The 24,825-nt window shown below is 71.6% G+C and carries 27 protein-coding genes; 17 read left to right on the top strand and 10 right to left on the bottom strand.

The genetic code is table 11. The annotated features are described in order from the left end of the window. Positions 1-13: 13 nt before the first annotated feature. The 3 genes from ACH4RC_RS11145 to ACH4RC_RS11135 all read left to right on the top strand — a co-directional run bounded on the left by ACH4RC_RS11145 (position 14) and on the right by ACH4RC_RS11135 (position 3,122). Positions 14-451, top strand: a complete 438-nt coding sequence (locus ACH4RC_RS11145) for a gamma-glutamylcyclotransferase (RefSeq protein WP_398198222.1) — start codon at positions 14-16, stop codon at positions 449-451. 114 nt (positions 452-565) lie between these two features. Then, a complete protein-coding gene (locus ACH4RC_RS11140; RefSeq protein WP_398198219.1) occupies positions 566-1,390 on the top strand; it encodes a purine-nucleoside phosphorylase in 825 nt (274 codons plus the stop codon). Positions 1,391-1,481: 91 nt separating this feature from the next. Continuing rightward, the gene (locus ACH4RC_RS11135; RefSeq protein WP_398198218.1) at positions 1,482-3,122 is read left to right on the top strand and encodes a phospho-sugar mutase; all 1,641 of its coding nucleotides are present in this window, start codon (positions 1,482-1,484) and stop codon (positions 3,120-3,122) included. Between the two features lie 9 nt (positions 3,123-3,131). Here ACH4RC_RS11135 and ACH4RC_RS11130 read toward each other — a convergent pair whose 3' ends face one another. Next, positions 3,132-3,749 carry a PH domain-containing protein gene (locus tag ACH4RC_RS11130; protein WP_398198216.1) on the bottom strand — a complete coding sequence of 206 codons (618 nt, stop codon included), beginning with the start codon at positions 3,747-3,749 and terminating at the stop codon, positions 3,132-3,134. 360 nt (positions 3,750-4,109) lie between these two features. On the opposite strand from ACH4RC_RS11130, the gene deoC reads away from it, so the two are divergent. Genes deoC through ACH4RC_RS11115 form a run of 3 tightly spaced genes read left to right on the top strand, consistent with a single transcriptional unit; the run spans position 4,110 to position 7,439 of the window. Continuing rightward, on the top strand, positions 4,110-5,069 hold the full coding sequence (gene deoC / locus ACH4RC_RS11125) for a deoxyribose-phosphate aldolase (RefSeq protein ID WP_398199164.1): 960 nt from the start codon (positions 4,110-4,112) through the stop codon (positions 5,067-5,069). A gap of 5 nt (positions 5,070-5,074) precedes the next feature. Then, a complete protein-coding gene (locus ACH4RC_RS11120) occupies positions 5,075-6,526 on the top strand; it encodes an aldehyde dehydrogenase family protein (protein ID WP_398198214.1) in 1,452 nt (483 codons plus the stop codon). Then, on the top strand, positions 6,519-7,439 hold the full coding sequence (locus ACH4RC_RS11115) for an aldehyde dehydrogenase family protein (protein WP_398198212.1): 921 nt from the start codon (positions 6,519-6,521) through the stop codon (positions 7,437-7,439). The genes ACH4RC_RS11120 and ACH4RC_RS11115 overlap by 8 nt, the downstream gene beginning before the upstream one ends. Positions 7,440-7,526: 87 nt before the next feature. On the opposite strand, the gene ACH4RC_RS11110 is transcribed toward ACH4RC_RS11115, so the two are convergent. Beyond that, positions 7,527-8,267: a TetR/AcrR family transcriptional regulator gene (locus ACH4RC_RS11110; protein WP_398198210.1), complete on the bottom strand. Its 741-nt coding sequence runs from the start codon at positions 8,265-8,267 to the stop codon at positions 7,527-7,529. A 131-nt stretch (positions 8,268-8,398) separates the two neighbouring features. On the opposite strand from ACH4RC_RS11110, the gene ACH4RC_RS11105 reads away from it, so the two are divergent. Continuing rightward, the gene (locus ACH4RC_RS11105; RefSeq protein WP_398198208.1) at positions 8,399-8,989 is read left to right on the top strand and encodes an NADPH-dependent FMN reductase; all 591 of its coding nucleotides are present in this window, start codon (positions 8,399-8,401) and stop codon (positions 8,987-8,989) included. A 109-nt stretch (positions 8,990-9,098) separates the two neighbouring features. On the opposite strand, the gene ACH4RC_RS11100 is transcribed toward ACH4RC_RS11105, so the two are convergent. Beyond that, on the bottom strand, positions 9,099-9,506 hold the full coding sequence (locus ACH4RC_RS11100; protein ID WP_398198207.1) for a hypothetical protein: 408 nt from the start codon (positions 9,504-9,506) through the stop codon (positions 9,099-9,101). Between the two features lie 160 nt (positions 9,507-9,666). Here ACH4RC_RS11100 and ACH4RC_RS11095 point away from each other — a divergent pair, with 160 nt between their 5' ends. Beyond that, complete coding sequence (locus tag ACH4RC_RS11095; RefSeq protein ID WP_398198205.1) at positions 9,667-10,302, top strand: ATP-binding protein; 636 nt, start codon at positions 9,667-9,669, stop codon at positions 10,300-10,302. A gap of 258 nt (positions 10,303-10,560) precedes the next feature. On the opposite strand, the gene ACH4RC_RS11090 is transcribed toward ACH4RC_RS11095, so the two are convergent. Further along, positions 10,561-11,319 carry a SigE family RNA polymerase sigma factor gene (locus ACH4RC_RS11090; protein ID WP_398199162.1) on the bottom strand — a complete coding sequence of 253 codons (759 nt, stop codon included), beginning with the start codon at positions 11,317-11,319 and terminating at the stop codon, positions 10,561-10,563. Between the two features lie 222 nt (positions 11,320-11,541). Between ACH4RC_RS11090 and afsQ1 the strand changes: the two genes are divergently transcribed. The 5 genes from afsQ1 to ACH4RC_RS11065 all read left to right on the top strand — a co-directional run bounded on the left by afsQ1 (position 11,542) and on the right by ACH4RC_RS11065 (position 15,330). Continuing rightward, complete coding sequence (gene afsQ1, locus ACH4RC_RS11085) at positions 11,542-12,219, top strand: two-component system response regulator AfsQ1 (protein WP_161300939.1); 678 nt, start codon at positions 11,542-11,544, stop codon at positions 12,217-12,219. Further along, positions 12,216-13,820 carry an ATP-binding protein gene (locus ACH4RC_RS11080; protein WP_398198203.1) on the top strand — a complete coding sequence of 535 codons (1,605 nt, stop codon included), beginning with the start codon at positions 12,216-12,218 and terminating at the stop codon, positions 13,818-13,820. The genes afsQ1 and ACH4RC_RS11080 overlap by 4 nt, the downstream gene beginning before the upstream one ends. Beyond that, the gene (locus ACH4RC_RS11075; RefSeq protein ID WP_398198200.1) at positions 13,817-14,419 is read left to right on the top strand and encodes a hypothetical protein; all 603 of its coding nucleotides are present in this window, start codon (positions 13,817-13,819) and stop codon (positions 14,417-14,419) included. Before ACH4RC_RS11080 ends, ACH4RC_RS11075 begins: the two co-directional genes overlap by 4 nt. A 76-nt stretch (positions 14,420-14,495) precedes the next feature. After that, on the top strand, positions 14,496-15,038 hold the full coding sequence (locus tag ACH4RC_RS11070) for a VanZ family protein (protein ID WP_398198198.1): 543 nt from the start codon (positions 14,496-14,498) through the stop codon (positions 15,036-15,038). A 91-nt stretch (positions 15,039-15,129) separates the two neighbouring features. Next, positions 15,130-15,330, top strand: a complete 201-nt coding sequence (locus tag ACH4RC_RS11065) for a PspC domain-containing protein (protein WP_324771855.1) — start codon at positions 15,130-15,132, stop codon at positions 15,328-15,330. Between the two features lie 94 nt (positions 15,331-15,424). Here the strand turns inward: ACH4RC_RS11065 and ACH4RC_RS11060 are convergent, their stop codons facing one another. Then, entirely contained in the window at positions 15,425-15,793 is a 369-nt protein-coding gene (locus ACH4RC_RS11060; RefSeq protein WP_398198195.1) for an ATP-binding protein, read from the bottom strand. A gap of 207 nt (positions 15,794-16,000) precedes the next feature. Then, positions 16,001-17,137 carry an adenosine deaminase gene (locus ACH4RC_RS11055; RefSeq protein WP_398198193.1) on the bottom strand — a complete coding sequence of 379 codons (1,137 nt, stop codon included), beginning with the start codon at positions 17,135-17,137 and terminating at the stop codon, positions 16,001-16,003. Positions 17,138-17,272: 135 nt separating this feature from the next. Between ACH4RC_RS11055 and ACH4RC_RS11050 the strand changes: the two genes are divergently transcribed. Beyond that, on the top strand, positions 17,273-18,031 hold the full coding sequence (locus tag ACH4RC_RS11050) for an alpha/beta hydrolase (protein WP_398198190.1): 759 nt from the start codon (positions 17,273-17,275) through the stop codon (positions 18,029-18,031). Here ACH4RC_RS11050 and ACH4RC_RS11045 read toward each other — a convergent pair. Next, positions 18,021-18,989, bottom strand: a complete 969-nt coding sequence (locus tag ACH4RC_RS11045; protein WP_398198188.1) for a LysR family transcriptional regulator — start codon at positions 18,987-18,989, stop codon at positions 18,021-18,023. The genes ACH4RC_RS11050 and ACH4RC_RS11045 overlap by 11 nt on opposite strands. 62 nt (positions 18,990-19,051) lie before the next feature. Here ACH4RC_RS11045 and ACH4RC_RS11040 point away from each other — a divergent pair, with 62 nt between their 5' ends. Together ACH4RC_RS11040 and ACH4RC_RS11035 are read left to right on the top strand one after the other, a co-directional pair. Next, positions 19,052-20,353: an MFS transporter gene (locus ACH4RC_RS11040; protein ID WP_398198186.1), complete on the top strand. Its 1,302-nt coding sequence runs from the start codon at positions 19,052-19,054 to the stop codon at positions 20,351-20,353. A 139-nt stretch (positions 20,354-20,492) separates the two neighbouring features. Further along, positions 20,493-21,473, top strand: a complete 981-nt coding sequence (locus ACH4RC_RS11035; protein WP_398198183.1) for a sigma-70 family RNA polymerase sigma factor — start codon at positions 20,493-20,495, stop codon at positions 21,471-21,473. Here ACH4RC_RS11035 and ACH4RC_RS11030 read toward each other — a convergent pair. Then, the gene (locus ACH4RC_RS11030; protein ID WP_398198180.1) at positions 21,381-21,779 is read right to left on the bottom strand and encodes an STAS domain-containing protein; all 399 of its coding nucleotides are present in this window, start codon (positions 21,777-21,779) and stop codon (positions 21,381-21,383) included. The two genes, ACH4RC_RS11035 and ACH4RC_RS11030, sit on opposite strands and share 93 nt — an antisense overlap. Before the next feature lie 127 nt (positions 21,780-21,906). Between ACH4RC_RS11030 and ACH4RC_RS11025 the strand changes: the two genes are divergently transcribed. Further along, the gene (locus ACH4RC_RS11025) at positions 21,907-22,839 is read left to right on the top strand and encodes an AEC family transporter (protein ID WP_398198179.1); all 933 of its coding nucleotides are present in this window, start codon (positions 21,907-21,909) and stop codon (positions 22,837-22,839) included. A gap of 1 nt (position 22,840) precedes the next feature. On the opposite strand, the gene ACH4RC_RS11020 is transcribed toward ACH4RC_RS11025, so the two are convergent. Further along, a complete protein-coding gene (locus ACH4RC_RS11020; protein WP_398198176.1) occupies positions 22,841-23,425 on the bottom strand; it encodes a Uma2 family endonuclease in 585 nt (194 codons plus the stop codon). A gap of 95 nt (positions 23,426-23,520) precedes the next feature. Further along, positions 23,521-24,798 carry a thymidine phosphorylase gene (locus ACH4RC_RS11015; protein ID WP_398198173.1) on the bottom strand — a complete coding sequence of 426 codons (1,278 nt, stop codon included), beginning with the start codon at positions 24,796-24,798 and terminating at the stop codon, positions 23,521-23,523. Between the last annotated feature and the right edge of the window lie 27 nt (positions 24,799-24,825).

Raw genomic sequence — 24,825 nt, 5'->3', positions numbered from 1 at the left:
TACCCTCGGACCCATGTCGCTCTACGCCGCGTACGCCGGCAATCTCGACCCGCGGCTCATGACGCGCCGCGCCCCCCACTCGCCGCTGCGCGCGACCGGGTGGCTGCAAGGCTGGCGGCTGACGTTCGGGGGCGAGCACATGGGCTGGGAGGGAGCGCTGGCCACCATCGTGGAGGCGCCCCGCTCGCAGGTCTTCGTCGCGCTCTACGACATCGCGCCCATGGACGAGGACTCCATGGACCGCTGGGAGGGCGTCGGGCTCGACATCTACCGTCGTATGCGCGTGCGCGTCGACACCCTGGAGGGCGAGGAGCCCGCATGGGTGTACGTCCTGAACGGGTACGAGGGCGGGCTGCCCTCCGCGCGCTACCTGGGCGAGATCGCTGACGCGGCCGAGTCCGCGGGCGCTCCGCACGACTACGTCATGGAGATGCGCAAACGGCCCTGCTGACCGCGGGCCGAAAAGCCCCTGGCCGGTTTTTGTCGGAAACGACAAGGCAACGATCGCGATACCGTGGGGCTCGTCATCTACGCGCGTAGGACTTCAGCGGCTACTCTCAAACGCGTGAACGCATCTGTTACTCCGGAAGACCTGCCGGGCGACGCCTACGCCGCCGCCGACATCGCCGCCGCGCGCCTGCGCGAGCTCACCGGTGCCGAGACCCACGACGTCGCCCTCGTGATGGGCTCCGGCTGGGCGCCGGCCGCCGAGGCGCTCGGCACGCCCGCCGCCGAGTTCCCCTTCACCGAGCTGCCGGGCCAGGGCGGCGCCGCCGTCGCCGGGCACAAGGGCACGGTCCGCTCGTACCAGGTCGGTCCGAAGCGCGCCCTGGTCTTCCTGGGCCGCACCCACTACTACGAGGGGCGCGGCGTCGCCTCCGTCGTGCACGGCGTGCGCACCGCCGCCGCCGCGGGCTGCAAGACGATCGTCCTCACCAACGGCTGCGGCGGCCTGCGCCAGGGCATGCGCCCCGGCCAGCCGGTCCTGATCTCCGACCACCTCAACCTGACGGCCACCTCGCCCATCGTCGGCGCGAACTTCGTGGACCTCACCGACGTGTACTCGCCGCGCCTGCGCGCGATGTGCCAGGAGATCGACCCGGGCCTCGAGGAGGGCGTCTACGCCCAGTTCCCCGGCCCGCACTACGAGACCCCGGCCGAGGTCCGCATGGCCGGCGTTCTCGGCGCCGACCTCGTCGGCATGTCCACGGTCCTGGAGGCCATCGCCGCCCGTGAGGCCGGTCTCGAGGTGCTCGGCATCTCCCTGGTCACCAACCTGGCCGCGGGCCTGTCCGGCGAGCCGCTGAACCACGAGGAAGTCCTCCAGGCCGGCCGCGACTCCGCCGCGAGCATGGGTGAACTCCTGACCAAGGTCCTCGCGAAGATCTGATCCGGGGTACCCGTACACCCGTTGTACGTACTACGCGTCTCCGTAATACGTAATACGTAACACGTACGCCGACGTCTGAAGGAAGCCAACCGTGACCGTACAAGGCAGCGAACTGCTCGACCGGGCGAAGACCTGGCTGGCGGAGGATCCCGACGAGGAGACCCGCGAGGAGCTGGCCGCGCTCATCGACAGCGGGGACCTGGAGGCGCTCGGCGAGCGCTTCGCCGGGACGCTGCAGTTCGGCACGGCCGGGCTCCGCGGTGAGCTGGGCGCGGGCCCGATGCGGATGAACCGCGCGGTGGTCATCCGCGCCGCCGCGGGCCTCGCCGCGTACCTGAGGGCCAAGGGCCAGAGCGACGGCGTGGTCGTCATCGGCTACGACGCGCGCCACAAGTCGGCGGAGTTCGCGCGCGACACGGCCGCGGTGATGGTGGGCGCCGGGCTGCGCGCCGCGATCCTTCCGCGCCCGCTGCCCACGCCCGTCCTCGCCTTCGCCGTACGGCACCTGGGCGCGGTCGCGGGCGTCGAGGTCACGGCCTCGCACAACCCGCCCCGGGACAACGGCTACAAGGTGTACCTCGGCGACGGCTCCCAGATCGTGCCGCCCGCCGACGCGGAGATCGCCGCCGAGATCGACGCGGTGGGCTCGCTGCACGACGTGGAGCGTCCGGAGTCCGGCTGGGAGACGCTCGGCGAAGAGGTCCTGGAGGCGTACCTCGCGCGTACGGACGCCGTCCTCGCCGCCGGTTCCCCGCGCACGGCCCGCACCGTCTACACGGCCATGCACGGCGTCGGCAAGGACACCCTCCTCGCCGCCTTCGCGCGCGCGGGCTTCCCCGAGCCGGTGCTCGTGCCCGAGCAGGCCGAGCCGGACCCGGACTTCCCGACGGTCGCGTTCCCGAACCCGGAGGAGCCGGGGGCGATGGATCTGTCGTTCGCGACGGCCAGGACGGTCGACTGCGACCTGATCATCGCCAACGACCCGGACGCCGACCGCTGCGCCGTCGCCGTCCAGGACGGCGGGGAGTGGCGGATGCTGCGCGGTGACGAGGTGGGCGCGCTGCTCGCGGCGCACCTGGTCGGGCGCGGTGTGAGCGGCGTCCTCGCCGAGTCGATCGTCTCCTCCTCGCTCCTCGGCCGGATCGCCGAGGCTGCGTCCCTCCCGTACGAGGAGACGCTGACGGGCTTCAAGTGGATCGCCCGCGTCGAGGGTCTGCGTTACGGCTACGAGGAGGCGCTCGGCTACTGCGTCGACCCCGGGGGCGTGCGTGACAAGGACGGCATCACGGCCGCGCTCCTGGTGACCGAGCTGGCGAGCGGGCTCAAGGAGCAGGGCCGTACGCTCCTGGACGCGCTCGACGACCTGGCGCTCGCCCACGGCCTGCACGCCACCGACCAGCTGAGCGTCCGCGTCGAGGACCTGTCGGTCATCGCCGACGCGATGCGCCGCCTGCGCGAGCAGCCGCCGACGGAGCTGGCCGGGCTCGCGGTGGTCCGCGCCGAGGACCTCTCGGCCGGTGCGGGCGGGCTGCCGCCCACGGACGGTCTGCGCTACACGCTGGAGGGCGCGCGCGTGATCGTCCGCCCGTCCGGCACCGAGCCCAAACTGAAGTGCTACCTGGAGGCCGTGGTGCCGGTCGCCGACCGTTCCGCGCTGCCCGCGGCCCGGGAGACGGCCGCCGGGCGGCTGGCCGGGATCAAGCGGGACCTCTCGGCGGCGGCGGGCATCTGACCCGGCCGCTCAGCCCAGGGCGACGAGGATGATCAGGAGAATCGCTCCGGCCGCGGCCGGGGCGATGACCTCGTAGGCCCAGCGGACGTGCGGCTCGCCTTGCGAGGTCTTGGCCGCGGCCCGCGCCGCGTGGAGTTCGCGCAGCTCGTCCATGGACTTGTCACCGGCGGCGCGCCGCTCGGCCGGGGGCTGCGCCTCGACGTCGTCCGCCGCCCGGCCGCGGGTGCGGGCCTTGGGCCGTGGCGGGCGCTGCGCCTTGCGGCGGGCGCGGATCGAGACCGGGATGGCCCAGAGCTGGTACTTGGTGCCGGTCTCGTCGAACACCTCGTTGGAGTACCCCGAGCGGAAGCTCGCCACGGTGGCCCAGGGCAGGGTGATGACGCGGAACGGGTTGCGCACGCGCAGCCGGTCGTCGTTGCCGAGCACGACCGGGCGGATGGTGAACGCGACGACGAGCGGTACCGCGAACAGCAGCCCCGCGAGCGCCAGCCACGGCGTCCGCCCCTCCCCGTTGAACACCGCGTCCCCGCCGAGCCAGGCCCCGAGGATCAGCAGCACGACACCGCCTGCGGCACCGGCGGGTGACCGGTAGATCCGGTCGGGGGAGGAAGGGGGGCGGTTGCTCATACCCCGATTCTGCCTGACGCCACATTCCGCTCCACCCGGGACTCCCTCCGCGGCATCCCGGGGCACGGGCCCGCTCCGGGCCCCCGGGCGAGGCGCCGCGGCCGGGCGACACACGCGCCGCGGTCGCTCGCGCAGTTCCCCGCGCCCCTGGCGGGGCTGGCCTCGTCCCGTGCACGCGTCGGGTCCAGGGGGCCCGGATCGAGCCCCTCCGGCGATTGAGGAGCGGGGGCCGGGGCGGAGCCCCGGGGCTTCGCGTCCGCTCCGGGTGAAGGATCCGGCTTGCCGCCCGCGAAGGCCCGCACTGACGGACCCCGGGCCCTATACATCCGCTACGCGCGTAGATATGCTCAGCTCGTGACCATGCCCACTGCATCCCCCGCCAAAGAACACGCGCTGGCCCACGCCACCGCCTCCGAGGCCACGCTGCGCCGATTCCTCCAGGGACTGCCTGGCGTCGACGCGGTGGGCCTGGAGAGCCGCGCCGCCGCGCTCGGAACCCGTTCCATCAAGACCACGGCGAAGGCGTACGCCATCGACCTGGCCATCTCGATGATCGACCTGACGACCCTGGAGGGCGCCGACACCCCGGGCAAGGTCCGGGCGCTCGGCGCGAAGGCCGCCCACCCCGACCCGACCGACCGCACCGCCCCGCGCACCGCCGCCGTCTGCGTCTACCCGGACATGGTGGCGACCGCGAAGGAGGCCGTGGCCGGCACGGACGTGAAGGTCGCCTCCGTCGCCACCGCCTTCCCGGCGGGCCGCGCCGCGCTCGACGTGAAGCTGGGTGACGTCCGTGAGGCCGTCGCCGCCGGCGCCGACGAGATCGACATGGTCATCGACCGCGGCGCCTTCCTCGCCGGCAGGTACATGAAGGTCCACGACGAGATCCGCGCCGTGAAGGAGGCCTCCGGGTCGGCCCGGCTGAAGGTCATCTTCGAGACCGGCGAGCTGTCGACGTACGACAACATCCGCCGCGCGAGCTGGATCGGCATGCTGGCGGGCGCGGACTTCATCAAGACCTCGACCGGCAAGGTGGGGGTCAACGCCACCCCCGCCAACACGCTGCTGATGCTGGAGGCGGTGCGCGACTTCCGCGCCGCCACCGGCGTCCAGATCGGCGTGAAGCCCGCCGGCGGCATCCGTACCTCGAAGGACGCCGTCAAGTTCCTCGTGATCGTCAACGAGACCGTGGGCGCCGACTGGCTCGACAACCACTGGTTCCGGTTCGGCGCCTCCAGCCTCCTGAGCGACCTGCTGATGCAGCGCCAGAAGCTGGCGACAGGCCGCTACTCCGGTCCCGACTACGTGACGGTGGACTGAACACCATGAGCAACTCCCCCCTTACCAACGCATTTGAGTACGCGCCCGCGCCCGAGTCGCGTTCCGTCGTCGACATCGCCCCCTCCTACGGGCTCTTCATCGACGGCGAGTTCACCGAGGCCGCCGACGGCAAGGTCTTCAAGACCGTCTCGCCGTCCACCGAAGAGGTCCTCTCCGAGGTCGCGCAGGCCGGCGAGGCCGACGTCGAGCGGGCCGTCAAGGCCGCGCGCAAGGCGTTCGCCACATGGTCGGCGCTGCCCGGCGCCGAGCGCGGGAAGTACCTGTTCCGTATCGCCCGCATCATCCAGGAGCGCTCGCGCGAGCTGGCCGTCCTGGAGACGCTGGACAACGGGAAGCCCATCAAGGAGACGAGGGACGCCGACCTCCCCCTCGTAGCCGCGCACTTCTTCTACTACGCGGGCTGGGCCGACAAGCTCGGCCACGCCGGATACGGGCCGAACCCCAAGGCGCTCGGCGTCGCGGGCCAGGTCATCCCGTGGAACTTCCCGCTGCTGATGCTCGCGTGGAAGATCGCCCCGGCGCTCGCCACCGGCAACACGGTGGTCCTCAAGCCCGCCGAGACGACGCCGCTGTCCGCCCTGTTCTTCGCGGACATCTGCCGCCAGGCGGGCCTGCCCAAGGGCGTCGTCAACATCCTGCCCGGCTACGGCGACGCGGGCGCCGCGCTGGTCGGGCACCCCGACGTGAACAAGGTGGCCTTCACCGGCTCCACGGCCGTCGGCAAGCAGATCGCCCGTACCGTCGCCGGTACGGACAAGAAGGTCACGCTGGAGCTGGGCGGCAAGGGCGCCAACATCGTCTTCGACGACGCCCCGATCGACCAGGCCGTCGAGGGCATCGTCACCGGCATCTTCTTCAACCAGGGCCAGGTCTGCTGCGCGGGCTCGCGCCTCCTCGTCCAGGAGTCGATCCAGGACGAGCTGCTGGACTCCCTCAAGCGCCGCCTGGCCACGCTCCGCCTCGGTGATCCCCTCGACAAGAACACCGACATCGGCGCGATCAACTCCGCCGAGCAGCTCGCCCGGATCAAGGCGCTCGCCGAGACCGGCGAGGCCGAGGGCGCCGAGCGCTGGTCGGCGCCGTGCGACCTGCCGTCGTCCGGCTACTGGTTCGCGCCGACGCTGTTCACGAACGTCACGCAGGCCCACACCGTCGCCCGTGACGAGATCTTCGGCCCGGTCCTGTCCGTGCTCTCCTTCCGCACGCCGGAGGAGGCCGTCGCCAAGGCCAACAACACGCAGTACGGGCTCTCGGCGGGCATCTGGACCGAGAAGGGTTCGCGCATCCTGGCGGTCGCGAACAAGCTGCGGGCCGGGGTCGTCTGGGCCAACACGTTCAACAAGTTCGACCCGACCTCGCCGTTCGGCGGTTACAAGGAGTCGGGCTTCGGCCGCGAAGGCGGCCGTCACGGCCTGGAGGCGTACCTCGATGTCTGACAAGTCCGAGAAGACCGGCAACTCCGGGCCGGCGCGACTGTCCGTCCTCAAGACCTACAAGCTGTACGTGGGCGGGAAGTTCCCGCGTTCCGAGAGCGGCCGGGTGTACGAAGTGACCGACACGAAGGGCACATGGCTGGCGAACGCGCCGCTGTCGTCCCGCAAGGACGGCCGTGACGCCGTCGTCGCCGCCCGCAAGGCGTTCGGCGGCTGGTCGGGCGCGACCGCGTACAACCGCGGGCAGATCCTCTACCGCGTCGCCGAGATGCTGGAGGGCCGCCGCGAGCAGTTCGTGCGCGAGGTCGCCGAGGCGGAGGGCCTGGGCAGGTCCAAGGCGGCCGCGGTCGTCGACGCGGCGATCGACCGCTGGGTCTGGTACGCGGGCTGGACCGACAAGATCGGCCAGGTCGTGGGCGGCGCCAACCCCGTGGCCGGGCCCTTCTTCAACCTCTCCACGCCGGAGCCGTCCGGTGTCGTCACGGTCCTCGCGCCCCAGGAATCCTCCTTCCTCGGCCTCGTCTCGGTGATCGCCCCGGTCATCGCGTCCGGCAACACGGCGGTCGTGATCGCCTCCGAGAAGGCGCCGCTCCCGGCGCTCTCCCTCGGCGAGGTGCTCGCCACCTCCGACCTGCCGGGCGGCGTCGTGAACCTGCTCTCCGGCAGGGCGTCGGAGATCGCCCCGGCGCTCGCCGCGCACCAGGACGTGAACGGCATCGACCTGACCGGCGCCGACGCGGCCCTCGCCAAGGAGCTGGAGATCGCCGCCGCGGACAACCTGAAGCGCGTGCGTCGTCCCCAGCCTGTGGAGGACTTCACGGCGGACCCGGGCACGGACCGCCTGACGCGGTTCCTGGAGACCAAGACGGTCTGGCACCCCACGGGTTCGCTGGGCGCGTCCGGCTCCTCGTACTAGCCCCACCCGGCACACCTGCGGCCCCGGCCCCTCCTCCGTCCAGGAGGGGCCGGGGCCGCACCCTTGCCCGCGCCCGGAGACGGGCCCTCAGATCCCGAGCCGCCTCGCGATCCCGTCGAGGACGCAGTCCAGGCCGAACTCGAACTCCCAGCCCGGGTCGTCCTTGCGCGTCGCGGAGAGCGCGTACTTCGTGAACACGGGATAGCGGCCGGTGTCCATCAGATAGGTCATCTGCGGCGCGAGCGCCTGCCGGGCCTCGTCGCCGCTCTCCCAGCCGTGCTCCCGCTTGTACGTACGCAGCGCGATCTCGGACTGCGTCGCACCGTGCACGTAGGCGCCGACCACGCGGAACGCGGCCATCATCGAGTCGGCGTCCAGGTCGCGTCCCGAGAGCGCCTTCAACTGCCGTTCCGCGACAGCCATCCGGGCCGGGGTGAGCTGGACGAGCGGCGTCGGCACCTGGCCGAGCCACGGGTGGCTCAGCATCATCGCGCGCGTCCGCAGGGCGAAGGAGCGCAGCACGTCGCGCCAGTCCTCGACATCGTCCGCGACCGTCAGTCCGGCGAAGACCCGGTCGACCATGAGCGCCCACAGATCGTCCTTGCCGGACACGTGCCGGTACGCGGCCATGGGCGCGACCCCGAGCTTCGCGGCGAGGCGCCGCATGGTGACGGCGGCGGCGCCCTCCTCGTCCGCCAGCTCGACGGCCGCCTCGGCGATCCGGTCGAGCGTCAGCGAGGCGCGCTGGGTGGGCGCCGGCCGTTCGAGCCGCTCCCAGAGCGAGGGCTCGACCAGCCGACCCCCGTCCTCTTCCTTCCGTGCCGCCACGGTCCTTCCCCTCTCGCCGCACCTGTCCGCCGCTGAACGTGTACAGCGTATCCCCAGTAGACGGCGTACACATTGCCTGTGTACGTTGTACGCCAGTAGATACGCCGTACACATTCATGCAGGGGGCTCTCATGCCAGGCACACCGCTCCGCGTCGCCGTCCTCGTCGGCTCCACCCGCGAGGGCCGCTTCGCGCCCGTCGTCACCAAGTGGCTGACCGGCCACCTCGGGCAGCGCGACGACGTACGGGCCGATGTCGTCGACCTCGCCGAGACGCCGCTGCCGACCGTCCTGCCGGCCTTCGGCCAGGAGCCGCCGCCCGGGACGACGGAGGCGCTCTCGCTGGTGACGCCGCGTCTCGCCGCCGCGGACGCGTTCGTCTTCGTCACGCCCGAGTACAACCACAGCTATCCGGCCGCCCTGAAGAACGCCGTCGACTGGCACAACGAGCAGTGGCACGGGAAGCCGGTCGCCTTCGTCTCGTACGGCGGCCTGTCGGGCGGTCTGCGCGCGGTCGAGCACCTCCGCGTCGTCATGGCCGAGCTGAACGCCATGACGATCCGCAACACGGTCAGCTTCCACAACGCCTACGGGGCCTTCGCGGCCGACGGCCGCGTCGACGACCCGGCGGTGGACACGGCCGCGAAGGCGATGCTCGACCAGCTCACCTGGTGGGCGCACGCCCTGCGGGACGCCAAGGAGACCCGCCCGTACCCGGCCTGACCGCACGGCATCCACGTAACGGCCGCAGGGGCGCGGTGGCGTTCACCGTCGCGTGGGCGGCGCGCGAGACATCCCTGCGGACGCGCACCGCACCGCCCCCGAGAGGGGCTCAGCCCGGCAGCACGCCCACCACGGTGCCGACGAGCGGCAGCTCGGACAGTGAACTGCCCGACGTGATCGGGCCGGTGAGCGCCGCCGTGCTGACCGGCTTGAAGTCGGCGAGCTGAGTGCCGATCGCGTTGTCCAGCGGGTCCGCGCCCGTGTTGGCGAGCGGGTCGAGCTGCAGATCCTTCAGGGGCCCGAGCGCGTGCGTGGTCGAGGCGGTCAGCGCCTGGGTGGCGATCTGCACGGGCGAGCCCATACCGCCTCCGGCGTCGGGGGCGGGCGCGGCGCTCGCGGTCACGGCGCCCGCCCCGACCACCGCACCGGCGGCGGTCACGGTCAGCCCCGCGCACAGCAGGGCGCGCCGGGCGCCGTGGGTCGTCATCGGGTTCTTGCGGGCTGCGTGTCGAGCCATGATCTCTCCGCCTGAGCCTTTCGGTCCGGGTACTACGGAACGTTCGCACAATCGCTTCTGCGTAACCACAGAACTACGAAGAGTAGTTGAACGTGTCGCCTGCCACATCACCACCACGCGGACTCGGCGTCGCCGCTTCCATGCCGCACACTGTTCTCTCGTGAGTTCGCATCCTCCGATACCGACCCGGGTCGTCCTGCTCGCAGGGCTCTCCGGCTCCGGCAAGTCGTCGTTCGCCGCCCGCTCCGGGCTTCCCGTGCTCTGCCTCGACGACTTCTACAAGGAGGCCGACGACCCGACCCTGCCCCTGGTGCCCGGAACGTCGGACATCGACTGGGACGCGACCGGGTCCTGGGACACGGAGGCGGCGCTCGCCGCGATCGTCGAGCTGTGCGAGAAGGGACGCACCAACGTCCCCGTCTACTCCCTCGTCACCAGCGCACGGGTGGGCGAGACGGCGCTCGACATCGAGCGCACGCCCCTCTTCATCGCGGAAGGCATCTTCGCGGCGGACATCGTCGAACGGTGCCGCGAACTCGGCGTCCTCGCCGACGCCCTCTGCCTGCGCGGCCGCCCCTCGACGACCTTCCGCCGCCGCCTCCTCCGCGATCTGCGCGAGGGCCGCAAGTCGGTCCCGTTCCTCCTGCGCCGCGGCTGGCGCCTGATGCGCGAGGAGAAGGCCATCGTGGCCCGCCACATGTCCCTGGGCGCCCACGCCTGCGACAAGAAGGAAGCGATGGGCCGTCTGACGGCAGCAGCGGCGGGCCGCAGAGCCAAGGCCCGAGCGGCTTCATAGGCCGGGTCCTCAAGCGGGTGCGCGTCAGCAGGGCTGCGCCGCTCAGGGGCGCGGGGAGCTGCGCGAGCAACCACATACGGCCCGCACGCGCGCTGAAGGCGCAAGCACTACGGCGCGTGGGCGCGCGGCCCGCAAAAGGCGACGGGACCAGCAAGGCCCCCCGGCCCTCTGGTCCCGCCTGTTACCCCCCTCGAACACCCCGCTCCCCCGAGCGGGGCCCCCGTGACCCCCGTGACCCCCGTCCCCCCGGAGGGCCCCTCAGGCGACAAGCTCCCCGAAGCTCTCCTCCTGGTCCCGGCCGAAGCTCAGGACCTCGTCATCCCGCAGTCGTCGCAGCGACCGCCAGATGCTCGACTTGACCGTGCCGACGCTGATGTCCAGGATCTCGGCGATCTCCGGGTCGGTACGGCCCTCGTAGTAGCGCAGTACCAGCATGGTGCGCTGCAGTTCGGGCAGGCGGGCGAGCGCCTGCCAGAGCACGGCCCGCAGCTCGGTGCCGCGCATCGCGTCCGTGTCGCCGGCCGTCTCCGGCAGCTCCTCGGTCGGGTACTCGTTGAGCTTGCGGCGGCGCCACGCGCTGATGTGCAGGTTGGTCATGGTGCGGCGCAGGTAGCCGCCGACCGCGGCCTTGTCGCTGATCCGGTCCCAGGCGCGGTACGTCGAGAACAGCGCGCTCTGCAGCAGGTCCTCGGCCTCGAACCGGTCGCCGGTCAGGTGGTAGGCGGTCGCGTACAGGGAGGCGCGGCGTTCCTGCACGTAGGCCGTGAACTCGGCCTCCGACAGCGATGTACGCCGTTCCCCCGATGCCTCCTTGTACGCGGCTCCCCCGTGAGCGACCCCTTCGGTCACCGCCTCCGGCGCGTCAACCACCGTCATGTACACGGCGTGCTGACGCCCGGTGCCGCGAGCGCACCCCCGCCCGCTCACGGCACCGGACTTCTCATGACGCTCGCTGCGGCCCAGGTCGTGCAGGCGCGTGACAACTGCGGTTGATGTGGTGCTGTGCAGCGTGTTCATCTCGCGCCCCCCGTCGTGGAGTCCGGTACGTCCGTCATTCGTCATTCGTTCTGTGTGTCGTCGCGTCTTGCTGTGCGATGTCCAAAAGCTTGCCGGGGCGACTTCATGGCGGTGTCCTTCGACTGTCACAGACCTGTCACAGGGGTTCCGGCTGTGCGGGTCGGGTGTGGGACGCCCGCACCCGGTCGAACTAAAGGCCTGTCATGGGCCAGAATGGCGGCTGTGCCTTCCCTGTTGCTGATCGAGGACGACGACGCCATCCGCACGGCCCTGGAGCTGTCACTGACTCGCCAGGGTCACCGGGTGGCCACCGCTGCCACCGGCGAGGACGGTCTGAAGCTGTTGCGCGAGCAGCGGCCCGATCTGATCGTCCTCGATGTGATGCTGCCCGGCATCGACGGGTTCGAGGTGTGCCGCCGCATCCGGCGCACGGACCAGCTGCCGATCATCCTGCTCACCGCGCGCAGCGACGACATCGACGTGGTGGTGGGCCTGGAGTCCGGGGCCGACGACTACGTGGTCAAACCCGTCCAGGGCCGGGTCCTCGACGCCCGTATCCGCGCCGTGCTGCGCCGTGGTGAGCGCGAGGCCAATGACGCGGCGTCGTTCGGTTCGCTGGTCATCGACCGCGCCGCAATGACCGTCACCAAGAACGGCGAGGACCTGCAGCTCACCCCGACCGAGCTGCGGCTGCTGCTCGAACTGAGCCGGCGGCCGGGGCAGGCGCTCTCCCGGCAGCAGCTGCTCCGTCTGGTGTGGGAGCACGACTACCTGGGCGACTCGCGGCTCGTGGACGCCTGCGTGCAGCGGCTGCGCGCCAAGGTGGAGGACGTGCCGTCCTCACCGACGCTGATCCGTACCGTGCGCGGCGTGGGCTACCGGCTGGACTCGCCTCAGTGACCGATCCGCACGACACGTCCCACGGCCTGACCGTGGCGAAGAGGGCGATACCGGCAGGGCTGCGCTTCACGAGCCTGCGGCTCCGGCTCGTGGTGGTCTTCGCGCTCGTCGCCCTGACGGCCGCCGTCTCCGCGTCCGGGATCGCTTACTGGCTCAACCGCGAGGCCGTCCTGACGCGTACGCAGGACGCGGCGCTCAGCGACTTCGAGCAGGAGATGCAGAACCGGGCCGCCGTGCTGCCCGAACACCCGACGCAGGGCGAGCTGCAGCACGCGGCGAACCTGATGGCCGACAGCAGCCAGCACTTCAGCGTGCTGCTCATCGACACGGACGAGAACGACCGCCGGGTGGTGGGCAATTCGGACCTCGACGCGTTCACGGTCGCCGACGTGCCGCGCTCCCTGCGGGCCGCGGTGGACAAGAAGCAGCCGGTCACCGACAACAACAAGAACCCGTACCACCTGTACTGGCAGCGGATCACGCGCGGCGACACCCCGTACCTGGTGGGCGGCGCGCAGGTGAACGGCGGGCCGACCGGCTACATGCTGAAGTCGCTCGAACCGGAGGCCAAGGATCTGAACTCGCTGGCCTGGTCGCTCGGGATCGCGACCGCGCTCGCCCTGATCGGCTCCGCGCTGCTCGCGCAGGCCGCGGCGACGACCGTGCTGAAGCCGGTGCACCGGCTCGGTGTGGCGGCGCGCAGGCTCGGCGAGGGCAAGCTCGACACAAGGCTGCGCGTCTCGGGCACGGACGAGCTGGCCGAGCTGTCCCGGACGTTCAACAAGACGGCGGAGAACCTGGAGAAGAAGGTCGCCGACATGAGTTCGCGCGACGAGGCGTCGCGCCGGTTCGTCGCCGACATGTCGCACGAGCTGCGGACGCCGCTGACGGCGATCACCGCCGTCACCGAGGTCCTGGAGGAGGAGCTGGACGCCGAGACGGGGTCGGTCGATCCCATGATCGAGCCGGCCGTCCGCCTGGTCGTCAGCGAGACCCGGCGCCTCAACGACCTGGTCGAGAACCTGATGGAGGTCACCCGCTTCGACGCGGGCACCGCCAGGCTCGTCGTCGACACCGTCGACATCGCCGACCAGATCACCGCCTGCATCGACGCCCGCGCCTGGCTGGACGCCGTCGAGCTGGACGCCGAGCGCGGCAACCTCGTCCGCCTCGACCCGCGCCGCCTCGACGTGATCCTCGCCAACCTCATCGGCAACGCCCTCAAGCACGGCGGCTCCCCGGTGAACGTCTCGGTGCGCACGGAGCCCGGCGAGGGCGGCGACCTCGTCATCGCCGTACGGGACCACGGCCCCGGCATCCCCGAGGACGTCCTGCCGCACGTGTTCGACCGGTTCTACAAGGCGAGCGCCTCCCGGCCCCGGTCGGAGGGGAGCGGCCTCGGCCTCTCCATCGCCCTGGAGAACGCCCACGTCCACGGCGGTGAGATCACCGCCGCCAACCACCCCGACAGCGGCGCCGTCTTCACGCTGCGGCTCCCGGTGGACGCGGACGCGAGCGACACCGGGGACCCAGGGGACCCAGGGGACACGGAAGACACCGAGAACGCCGGGAACTCGCAGGAAGGCGGTGTCGTCACATGAGGCTGCGGGGACGGCTGTGGGGGCTGCTCGGGCTCTCGGCGGTGCTGCTCGCCGGGTGCGGGATCCGCCCCACGGAGGTGCCCACCGAGTTCGGCGCGGCGCCCACGCGCGTGGGCTGCGCGATGTCCCGTACCGAGGGGGTGCGGGCGCAGGCGGCGGGCGAGTTCGGGGTGCAGGTGTACCTCGTCTGTACGTCACAGCTCGTGACGGTCGACCGGACGGTCACCGTGCCGCACGACCGGACCTCCGACCGCGTCGGTGTCGCCCAGGAGCTTCTGGCGCAGCTGGCCGAGCCGCTGTCGGCCAAGGAGAAGCAGGCCGGCTACACGACGGACGTCGGCTCCCGAACGAAGGTCTCGGGCCCGCGCGAGGGCGACCCCGCCGACGCGCTGCGCCTGAACGTGCCGCCGGACGACCTGTCGCCGTACGCCCTGGCCCAGATCGTGTGTACGTTCGCGAACAGCAAGGTGGCCGTGGACGGCGAGGACCAGGTGGCCCTCGGCGGTCCGGGCGACGACCCGCTGCGCGGCTACGAGTGCTCGGACGCGGTGAAGGCCCGGCCGGGGACAGCGCCCGCCCCGGCCGAGACGGTGGGCTGATCGCGCCCCATGACGTGACCCAGCTCATCATGGGGTCCCCGGAACCGATCGTCCCACCCGGGGCGTCTACGGGGTCGTGCAGCGCCACAGCTCGAACGGTCACGGGACCGTCATCCGCTTCCGTACGGCAGGGCTCGTCCTCCTGGCCGCGCATCTTCTTCTCGTCGCCTGGGTGACGCTGCGCCCCCTGGACGTGCCCTGGGTCAGCGCCGCGAACCTGCATCCGCTGGCCTCCATCCGGGCCGATCTGGCGCTCGGCTGGCGGCAGGGCGCCCGGTGCATCGTCACCGGTCTCGCGCTGCTCGCCCCGCTCGGCGTGCTGCTGCCCCTGGCGGGCGGCCGTCTCTCCGTGTCCACCTGGGGTTCGCTCCTGCGTACGGTCGCGGCCGGGGCGCTGATCTCGCTCGGCATCGAGCTGCTGCAGACCGGGGTGCCGGGCCAGGTCGTGAACATCGACTCGCTGCTGCTCAACACCGTGGGCGTGGCCCTCGCGCACGTCGCCGTGGTGCCCGCCCTGCGGGCCAGGCTCCGCCGCAGGGCCGAGCTGCGGCCCCTCCCCCAGCAGGAGCCGGCTCAGGGTCCGACCCCGACGATTCCCAGGGTCGGCGTAGCCCCGTGAGCCGATGCCTCACCCAGCTCACCGCCGTACCTTCGAATACGTAAGCAACGACGTAGGAACCACACCACGAAGGTTCGCGAAGGAGCCCACCATGACCGCCCTGGCCCGCCCCACCAACGGACGGATGATCGGCGGAGTGTGCGCAGCGCTGGCACGGCGTTTCGGCACCTCCGCGACCACGATGCGCGTGATCTTCCTGCTCTCGTGCCTGCTGCCGGGACCGCAGTTCCTGCTCTACATCGCGCTGTGGGTGCTGCTGCCGGGCGAGAACAAGGCGCGCCAGGCCTGGTGACCTGAAGCCATCGACGTACGAGAAAAGACATACGGAAAGGGGCGCACCCCGCGAGATCGCGGGGTGCGCCCCTTCGTCGTGCGCCGCGCCGGGGTCAGCCGAGGACCGGGACGCCGGGGCTGACCGGCAGGCCCTTGGTGGGCAGCGAGTCGGTGGGCAGCGAGTTGGTGGGCAGGCCGCCGAGCAGGCTGTCGACCGGGTCGTCGCTCTCGGCGAGCTGCTGCACGACCGGCTGGACGGTGGTCAGGCCGTTGTTCACGGCGTTCTGCGCGCCGTGCAGCGCCTCGGGGCCGCCGGCGGGCAGCGAGCCGGTCACCTGGTCAAGGGGGAGGCCCGAGGTCAGGCCGGTGACGGTCCCTGCGACGTCCGGGATGGCGGCAGCGTTCGCGGCGCCGGCGCCGGCGACGGCGAAGGCGGCTCCGAGGGCGGCGACACCGAGGGTCTTGGCAGCAGACTGCTTCATGGGGTCCTTTGTTCCTTGTTCTGGGGGACGCGGTTCCGTTCCCGGCAAACACGCGAGATCACCCCGGAGTTACTACCGACCCTCATCCGGCACCCGGTCCCGCCCTGCTGACCGTACGGGGAAACCGCAGGTCAGACAGGAGAGCGAGCCGTGTCAACACGGGACGGCGACAGCCCGTTCGCCGTCAACCCCGTGTTGACCTGACGCTTAACCGAAAAGCCACTCCGCACGCAGTTCGGCGTAGCGCGGCTTGACGACGTCGTTGATCATGGCGAGGCGCTCGTCGAACGGGATGAAGGCCGATTTGAGCGCGTTCACGGTGAACCACTCGAAGTCGCCCAGCGTGTAGCCGAACGCGTCGGCCAGGTGCTCGAACTCGCGGCTCATCGACGTACCCGACATCAGGCGGTTGTCCGTGTTGACGGTGATGCGGAACCGCAGCTTGCGCAGCAGCCCGATCGGGTGTTCGGCGTACGAACTGGCGGCGCCGGTCTGCAGGTTGGACGTCGGGCACATCTCCAGCGGCACGCGCTTGTCCCGTACGTAGCCGGCGAGGCGGCCGAGCTTGACGGTGCCGTCCTCGGCGACCTGGATGTCGTCGATGATCCGCACGCCGTGGCCGAGGCGGTCGGCGCCGCACCACTGCAGGGCCTGCCAGATGGAGGGCAGGCCGAACGCCTCACCGGCGTGGATCGTGAAGTGGTTGTTCTCGCGCTTGAGGTACTCGAACGCGTCGAGGTGGCGGGTGGGAGGGTAGCCCGCCTCGGCGCCCGCGATGTCGAAGCCGACCACGCCGAGGTCGCGGTAGCGGTTGGCGAGTTCGGCGATCTCCAGGGCGCGGGCGGCGTGCCGCATCGCGGTGAGCAGGGCGCCGACGCGGATGCGGTGGCCGTTCTCCTTCGCCCGGCGCTCGCCCTCGCGGAAGCCCTCGTTGACCGCCTCGACGACCTCTTCGAGGGTGAGGCCGCCCTCCAGGTGCTGCTCGGGCGCGTAGCGGATCTCGGCGTAGACGACGCCGTCCTCGGCCAGGTCCTCGGCGCACTCGGCGGCGACGCGGAAGAGGGCGTCGCGCGACTGCATGACGGCGCAGGTGTGCGCGAAGGTCTCCAGGTACCGCTCCAGGGAGCCGGAGTCGGCGGCTTCGCGGAACCAGAGGCCGAGCTTGCCCGGGTCGGTCTCCGGCAGGTTCTCGTAGCCCTGCTCGCGCGCGAGGTCGACGACGGTGCCGGGGCGCAGGCCGCCGTCGAGGTGGTCGTGCAGGAGGACCTTGGGGGCGCGGCGGATCTGATCCGGGGTCGGCACCTTGGGGCTGTCGGGGCGGGGCACGGTGGGCTGGCTCGTCATTTCCGCACTCTAACTCCTACGCGCGTAGATCGCTCCGGTTCGGCGAGAGAAAGTGCGGAGAAAGTGATCCGTCGATACGTAACAGTGACCCCACGGACGGGTGGCGTACATCGGTGGTTCTGACACTGTTCTGTCATGCAGCAGCAAGCGACGCCGGTGCGCGAGGCGAGGCTCGGCAAGGCGAACGGGCCCGTGCCCGGGGCGGTCGGCGGCGTGGTGCTGCTGCTGCCCGCGGGCGAGGAGACGTCCACACGCAAGCCCTCCCCGCTCACGACCGCGTTCCTGCGGCCGCTCGCGCGCAGACTCACGCGCTGCGGCCGGGAGGAGGGCCTGGTCACGCATGTCGTGCACTACCGCAGACGCGGCTGGAACGGGACGCAGGCCGAGACCGCGCGGGACGCCGGGTGGGCCGCCGACGAGGTGGTGCGCCGCTACGGCGACGTGCCGGTCTGCCTCGCGGGCGTCGACATGGGCGGCCGGGCGGCCCTGCACGCGGGCGGGCACACGGCTGTCGAGTCCGTGCTCGCGCTCGCCCCGTGGCTGCCCGAGGACGACGTGGCCCTGGCCCCCGAACCGGTGAAACAGCTCGCGGGGCGGCGGGTGCTGATCGTGCACGGCACGGACGACCGGCGCACGGACCCCGAACTGTCGTTCCGGTTCGCCGAGCGCGCGAAGAAGGCCAACCGCGACGTGTGCCGCTTCGAGGTGCACTCCGACGGACACCGGCTCGCCCAGCACCGCGCCGAAGTCACCGCGCTGTCGGTGGACTTCGTGCTCGGTACGTTGTTCGGGCATCCGTTCTCACGGCCGTTGCAGGACGCGCTGGCGGCGCCGCCGCCCTTGGGGCTGCGGATGCCGCTGGCCGCGGGGTTCGGGGAGTCGCTCAACCGGTGAGTCCGTCGGTGTGTCCGTCGGTGTGTCCGTCGGCTTGTGGCAGGAGTCTGCCGCGCCTCGAGAGCAGGAACTTCTTGAACGCCGCGACCGGCGGCGTGTCCGGGTGGCCCTCCAGCCAGGCCACGCCGATCTCGCGGACCGCCCGCTGCCCGGTGACCGTCAGCTCGACCACTCCGGGGCGCGGTACGGCCGGCGGCGGCAGGAGCGCCACGCCGAGGCCCGCAGCGACGAGGCCGCGCAGCGTCTCCGCCTCCTCGCCCTCGAAGGCGACCCGGGGTGTGAAGCCCGCCTCCGCGCACAGGTCGTCGGTGATGCGGCGCAGGCCGTAGCCGGGTTCGAGCGTCACGAAGGACTCGTCGGCGGCCTCCACGAGCCGGATTCGCCTGCGCCCGGCGAGCCGGTGGTCCTCGGGGACGACGAGACGCAGCCGCTGCTCGTCGAGGCGGCGGGCGACGAGCCCGGGGGCGTCCGGCACCGGCGAGGTGAGGCACAGGTCGAGTTCGCCCGCGCGCAGCCGCTCCAGCATGGCCTCGCCGTAGTTCTGGACGAGGCTGAAGCGGATGCGCGGGTGGTCCGCGCGGAAGGCGCGGAGCAGGCCCGGCACCGTCTCCGTGCCCATGGTGTGCAGGAAGCCGAAGGCGACCTTCCCCGACTCGGGGTCGGCGTCGGCGCGTACGGACTCGGCGGCCTTTTCCACCTCGCCGAGGGCGCGCTCGACCGACACGAGGAAGGTGCGGCCCGCCGGGGTCAGGGAGACGGTGCGGCCGTGGCGGGCGAACAGGTCGACGCCGAGGTCCTTCTCGAGCCGCACCATCGCGCGCGAGAGCGTCGACTGCGGTACCTGCATCTCGTGGGCCGCGCGCGTGACGTGCTCGGTGCGGGCGACCCCGGCGAAGTAGGCCAGGCGGGGCGCGAGCAGCCGCACGATGTCCTCGTCCTGCGTGTGCTGATGCTCCATGGGAACGATTATGGGGCGTTCATGCATTGGACGCATGAATCAAGGAGTCCTACGGTGCTGGCATGCCTGCTGCCAGTAGCCGGGCGGCCGCCTCCACGGACGCGGTCGCCGATGCCTCCGACACCGCCACCGCCGCCGCCGATACGCGTATGAGTCCGGGCGGGCCCGGCTACCGCCGCATGAGCTTCGCCCTCTTCCTCGCCGGTGTCGCCACCTTCGCCCTGCTCTACTCGACGCAGGCGTTGCTCCCCCTCGTCTCCGACAGCTTCGGGGCGAGCGCGAGCGCGGCGAGCTGGACGGTCTCCGGGGCGACGGGCGCGCTCGCCCTGTGCGTCCTTCCGCTGAGCGCCCTGTCCGAGCGGTTCGGCCGGCGCACCCTGATGACGGCGTCCCTGACGGTGGCCGTCACCGTCGGGCTCCTAGTCCCCTTCGCGCCCAGCCTGGGCGTCCTGATCGCCCTGCGCGTGTTGCAGGGCGCGGCCCTCGCCGGGCTCCCCGCCTCCGCGATGGCCTACCTCGCCGAGGAAGTACGGCCGAAGGCCCTCGTCAGCGCCATCGGGCTGTTCGTCGCGGGCAACTCCATCGGCGGCATGAGCGGCCGCGTCATCGGTGGCTGGATCGCGCAGGAGTGGGGCTGGCGGGCGGCCGTCGGCACGATCGGCGTGATCGCGGTCGTCTGCGCCGCCGCGTTCCGGCTGCTGCTTCCGGAGCCCCGCCACTTCACGCCGGGCTCACTGCGGCCCCGCGCCCTGGCCAGGACGGTCGGCAACCACCTCGCCAACCCGCTGCTCCGCCGCCTGTACGTGATCGGCGCGCTGTTCATGCTGGTCTTCGGCGCGGTGTACACGGTGATCGGTTACCGGCTCACCGCCGCCCCGTTCTCCCTGCCGCAGGGCATCGTCGGCTCGATCTTCCTGGTGTACCTCGTCGGTACGGTGTCGTCGGCGGCGGCCGGACGGCTCGTCGCGCGGCTCGGGCGGCGCGGCACGCTCTACCTGGCGGCGGGCACGACGACGGCGGGCCTGGTCCTCGCCCTCGTACCGCACCTCCTGGTCGTGCTCCTCGGGCTCGTGCTGATCACGGCGGGCTTCTTCGCCGGGCACGCCACGGCGTCGTCGTCCGTCAGCCACACCGCGACGCACGGCCGGGCGCAGGCGTCCGCGCTGTACCAGTCCGCGTACTACATCGGCTCCAGCGTCGGCTCGGCCGTCGGCGCCGTCGCCTTCCACGAGGGCGGCTGGGCGGGCACGGTCGGCCTGGGCGTCGTGGCCGTGCTCGGCGTCGTGACGGTCACGCTGTGGGGTTCGTACGCGGCACGGGCGCAGGGCCGCCGGGCAGCGGCGGGAACGGCCGCCGCACACTGACCCACGCCGGACTTCTGCCTCAGAGGTTGCGTCAACGCCCCCCGGACCTGCGCTTATCGCCGGTCCGGGGGCCGTTGTCAGTGGGCTGCGGTAGCTTGCGGAGTGCTGGGACTCACAGCGGCGATGGGGGCGTTGGACGATGAGCGACACTGCGACGAAGGCCGGGCTCGACGACCTGGAGAAGTACCGGGTCGAGCTGACGGGGTACTGCTACCGGATGCTGGGCTCGGCGTTCGAGGCCGAGGACGCCGTACAGGACACGATGGTGCGGGCCTGGCGCGGCTTCGACAAGTTCGAGGGCCGCTCCTCGCTGCGCTCCTGGCTGTACCGCATCGCGACGAACGTGTGCCTGGACTCCCTCCAGGCGGGCAACAAGCGGGCCAGGCCGATGGACCTGACGGCGGCGGCGCCGCTCGCGCAGGCCGCGCTGACGCCGCGCCCGGACAATGTGTGGCTGGAGCCGATGCCGGACGCGCGCGTCCTGCCGACGGTTCACGACCCCGCGGAGGCGGCGGTGGCCAAGGAATCGGTACGTCTCGCGTTCGTCGCGGCCCTGCAGCAACTGCCCGCCAAACAGCGGGCGGTGCTGATCCTGCGCGAGGTCCTCGCGTGGAAGGCGAGCGAGGTCGCCGAGCTGCTCGACACGTCGGTGGCGTCGGTCAACAGCGCGCTGCAGCGGGCGCGGGCGACGCTCGCGGACGCGCCGCCCGCCGACTCGGCGACGGCGGACACGCTCGACGAGGAGCAGCAGAAACTCCTCGCGCGCTATGTGGCCGCCTTCGAGGGCTACGACATGAAGGCGCTCACCGCGCTGCTCGCCGAGGACGCCGTCATGACGATGCCGCCGTTCGACCTGTGGCTGCGCGGCGCGGACGACATCACGGGCTTCATGACGACGATCGGCCACGAGTGCGCGGGCTCACGCCTGCTGCCGGTGTCGGCGAACGGGACACCGGCGTTCGCCCACTACAAGCCGGACCCGGACAACGGCGGGTTCGTGCCGTGGGCGATCCAGGTCCTGGAGATCTCAGAGGGCCGGATCGCCGGTTTCCACTGCTTCCTGGATCTCGGCAAGCGGTGGTTCCCGCTCTTCGGCGTCCCCGAGAGACTGCCCGCCTGAGCCGTCGCCGGACAGGCCGAGCGCGTCGGCCAGCCCGGACATCCGGAGCAGCAGGGCGAGTGCGGGGGACGGATCCCGCAGCCGGATGCGTCCGCCGGCCCGGCGGGCGGCCAGCTGCATCCGGGCGAGCGCGTCGACGGTGACGAGGTCGGTGCTGGTGACACCGGAGACGTCGCACACGACGGTCGGCTCGCGGCCCGGGGCCCGTTCGCGGGCGGCGCGGACACGGTCGCACAGGGCGGAGGCGTCGCCGGGGCGGATCGGCCCGGCGACGACCACTACGGGAGGGATGGAGGAAGCAGCCACGCAGAGAAGGACCCCGCGTCCGGCCGGAACTCATCGCCGTCGTGGTGTGCCGGGGCGGCGTGGGCTGGGTCACGTTGCGGCAGATAGGCGTTGACCTGCGGTTCCTTCCCGTCCGAGGGTGGAGCCCGTGCAAGGGGTTCTGAACGGGTTCGCGGTTATCGCCATCGTCATCGCGGTCGGCTATGTCATCGGGCGGCGCGGTCATCTCGGCGAGGGCGGCCGTGAGGTCCTGACGAGACTGGCCTTCCACGTGGCCACCCCCGCCCTGCTGTTCACGATGCTGGCCGAGGCGGACCTGTCCCTGATCCTGTCGCCGAGCCTGCTCGTCACCGCGCTGTCCACGGCCGCGATGGCCGGCGTCTTCGTCGTGGTGGGGGTCGTACGCGGCTGGGGTGTCGGCCGGACGACGATCGGCGCGCTGTGCTCGTCGTACGTGAACTCGGGAAATCTCGGCATCCCGATCGCCGTGTACGTCCTCGGGGACGCCTCGCTCGTGGCGCCGGTGCTGCTGTTCCAGCAGATCGTCGTGACCCCGGTCGCCCTGACGATCCTGGATCTGGCGGAGTCCGGATCGTCCGGGACGCGGCAGTCGTGGGGGCGGCGGCTGCTCACCCCGTTCCGGAACCCGATCGCGATCGGGGCGCTGTCCGGTGTCCTCGTCTCGGCGACGGGGATCACGGTTCCCTCCCCCGTCCTCGACCCGCTGGAGCTGATCGGCAACATGTCGGTCCCGGCGATCCTCATCGCCTTCGGCATATCGCTGTGCGGGAGCTCCTGGCCGGGCGGGCGCGGCGCGGACCGGGTGCCGGTGCTCCTGTCGACGACGCTGAAGGCGGTGGGTCAACCGGTGGCGGCGTGGGCGCTCGCGGCGTTCGTCTTCGGCCTGCGCGGCGAGCGGCTGCTGGACGTCGTGGTGACGTCGGCGCTTCCGGCGGCCCAGAACCTGTACACGTACGCGAGCCGCTATCGGGTGGGCGAGCGTCTGGCGCGGGAGTCGATCCTGCTGTCGACGATGGCTTCGGTGCCGGTGTTGGTGGTGGTGGCGGCGTTGCTGGGGTGAGTCAGAGGGTCGGAAACTCGCCGGTGTCGATGGTCAGGTTGAAGGGGGCGGGAAGCTCCAACGGCTCCCCGAACTTGACGACGCTCAGTGGCCGGTAGACATCGCCGTGTGGTTCTCCGAAGAGCGTCGACACAGGGCCTTCGGGAGCGAAGCGGTCGATCAGCAGGAAGAAGGGAATGCCCGCGGCGGCGTATGCAGCGCACTTGCTGATCCGGTCATGCGTGGCGTTGGAGCGAGAGGTGATCTCGACGACAAGTTCGGCCATTGCTGCTGGAATGTTCGAGTACGACTCCCCATTCTCAAGCGCCGGTGCCATGAGCACGTCTGGGACCAACATCCCCATGCGGGAGGGCACCGCGACGCCCAGGGTCTGGAAGCACTCCCAATGCTCGGGGAGTACGGAGTACAGGCGCCGCTGGATGCGCGCGGCAATGTAGTTGTGCTGGTAAGCGGGCGAAGGTGACACGGTGATGGTCCCGTCTACGATCTCCACCTTGCAGCCCTCAGGCCAGTCCATCTCCTCCCAGAGCCGGACCAGTTCGTCCCAGCTTTGCCCAGGGTCGTTGCGGACGGTAGGTGCGCTCATGGCGGTCTCCAATCTGTGCGTCACCCATGCCAGCATGCCGAACGGGACCGGTGCGGGTCCACCGATCCCGTTCACCCGAAAGAGGAAACCGCAGGTCATCCGATGCGTTCCAGCACGATCGGGCGCGCCGAGAACTCCGTCCCCGCCGCCGCGATGTCGTACGCCCCCTCCACCGACTCAAGGGCGTAAGCGAACCGCTCCGGCGTGTCCGTGTGGAGGGTGAGGAGGGGCTGGCCCGCGGTCACCGGGTCGCCTGGCTTCGCGTGGAGTTCGACGCCGGCCGCCGCCTGGACCGGGTCCTCCTTGCGGGAGCGGCCCGCGCCGAGGCGCCAGGCGGCCAGGCCGACGCCCATCGCGTCGAGGCGGGTGAGGACGCCGGAGGCGGGCGCCGTGACGACGTGGGTCTCGCGGGCCGTGGGGAGCGCCGCGTCCGGGTCGCCGCCCTGGGCCGCGATCATCCGGCGCCACGCGTCCATCGCCGAGCCGTCCGCGAGGGCCTTCGCCGGGTCGGCGTCCTTGAGGCCCGCCGCGTCGAGCATCTCGCGGGCGAGTGCGAGGGTGAGTTCGACGACGTCGGCCGGGCCGCCGCCCGCGAGGACCTCGACGGACTCGCGGACCTCGAGCGCGTTGCCCGCGGTGAGGCCGAGCGGGGTGTTCATGTCCGTCACCAGGGCGACGGTCGGCAGGCCGTGGTCGGCGCCCAGGCCGACCATCGTGCGGGCCAGCTCGCGGGCCTGCTCCAGCTCCCGCATGAACGCGCCCGTGCCCACCTTCACGTCGAGGACCAGCGAACCCGTCCCCTCCGCGATCTTCTTCGACATGATCGACGAGGCGATGAGCGGGATGCAGTCCACGGTCGCGGTGACGTCCCGCAGCGCGTAGAGCTTCTTGTCGGCGGGGGCGAGGCCGCTGCCGGGCGCGCAGATGACGGCGCCGACGTCCTCCAGGGTGCGCATCATCTCCTCGTTGGAGATGTTCGCGCGCCAGCCGGGGATCGACTCCAGCTTGTCGAGCGTGCCGCCGGTGTGGCCGAGGCCCCGGCCCGAGAGCTGCGGGACAGCCGCGCCGCACGCCGCGACCAGGGGCGCCAGCGGAAGGGTGATCTTGTCGCCGACGCCGCCGGTGGAGTGCTTGTCGGCGGCGGGGCGGGGAAGGACCGAGAAGTCCATCCGCTCGCCGGAGTTGATCATCGCTGCCGTCCAGCGGGCGATCTCCGCGCGGTCCATGCCGTTCAGGAAGATCGCCATGGCCAGGGCCGACATCTGCTCGTCGGCGACCTCGCCGCGCGTGTAGGCGTCGACGACCCAGTCGATCTGCGCGTCACTGAGCCGCCCGCGGTCCCGCTTCGTACGGATGACGGAGATGACGTCCATGGCACTTCCTCCCGGTAGCAGACCCAC

The organism is Streptomyces sp. NPDC016845, assembly GCF_044332585.1.
Lineage (GTDB): Bacteria > Actinomycetota > Actinomycetes > Streptomycetales > Streptomycetaceae > Streptomyces.
Note: the sequence above shows the minus strand (reverse complement) of the source record. Positions and strands in the feature narration are given on the sequence as shown.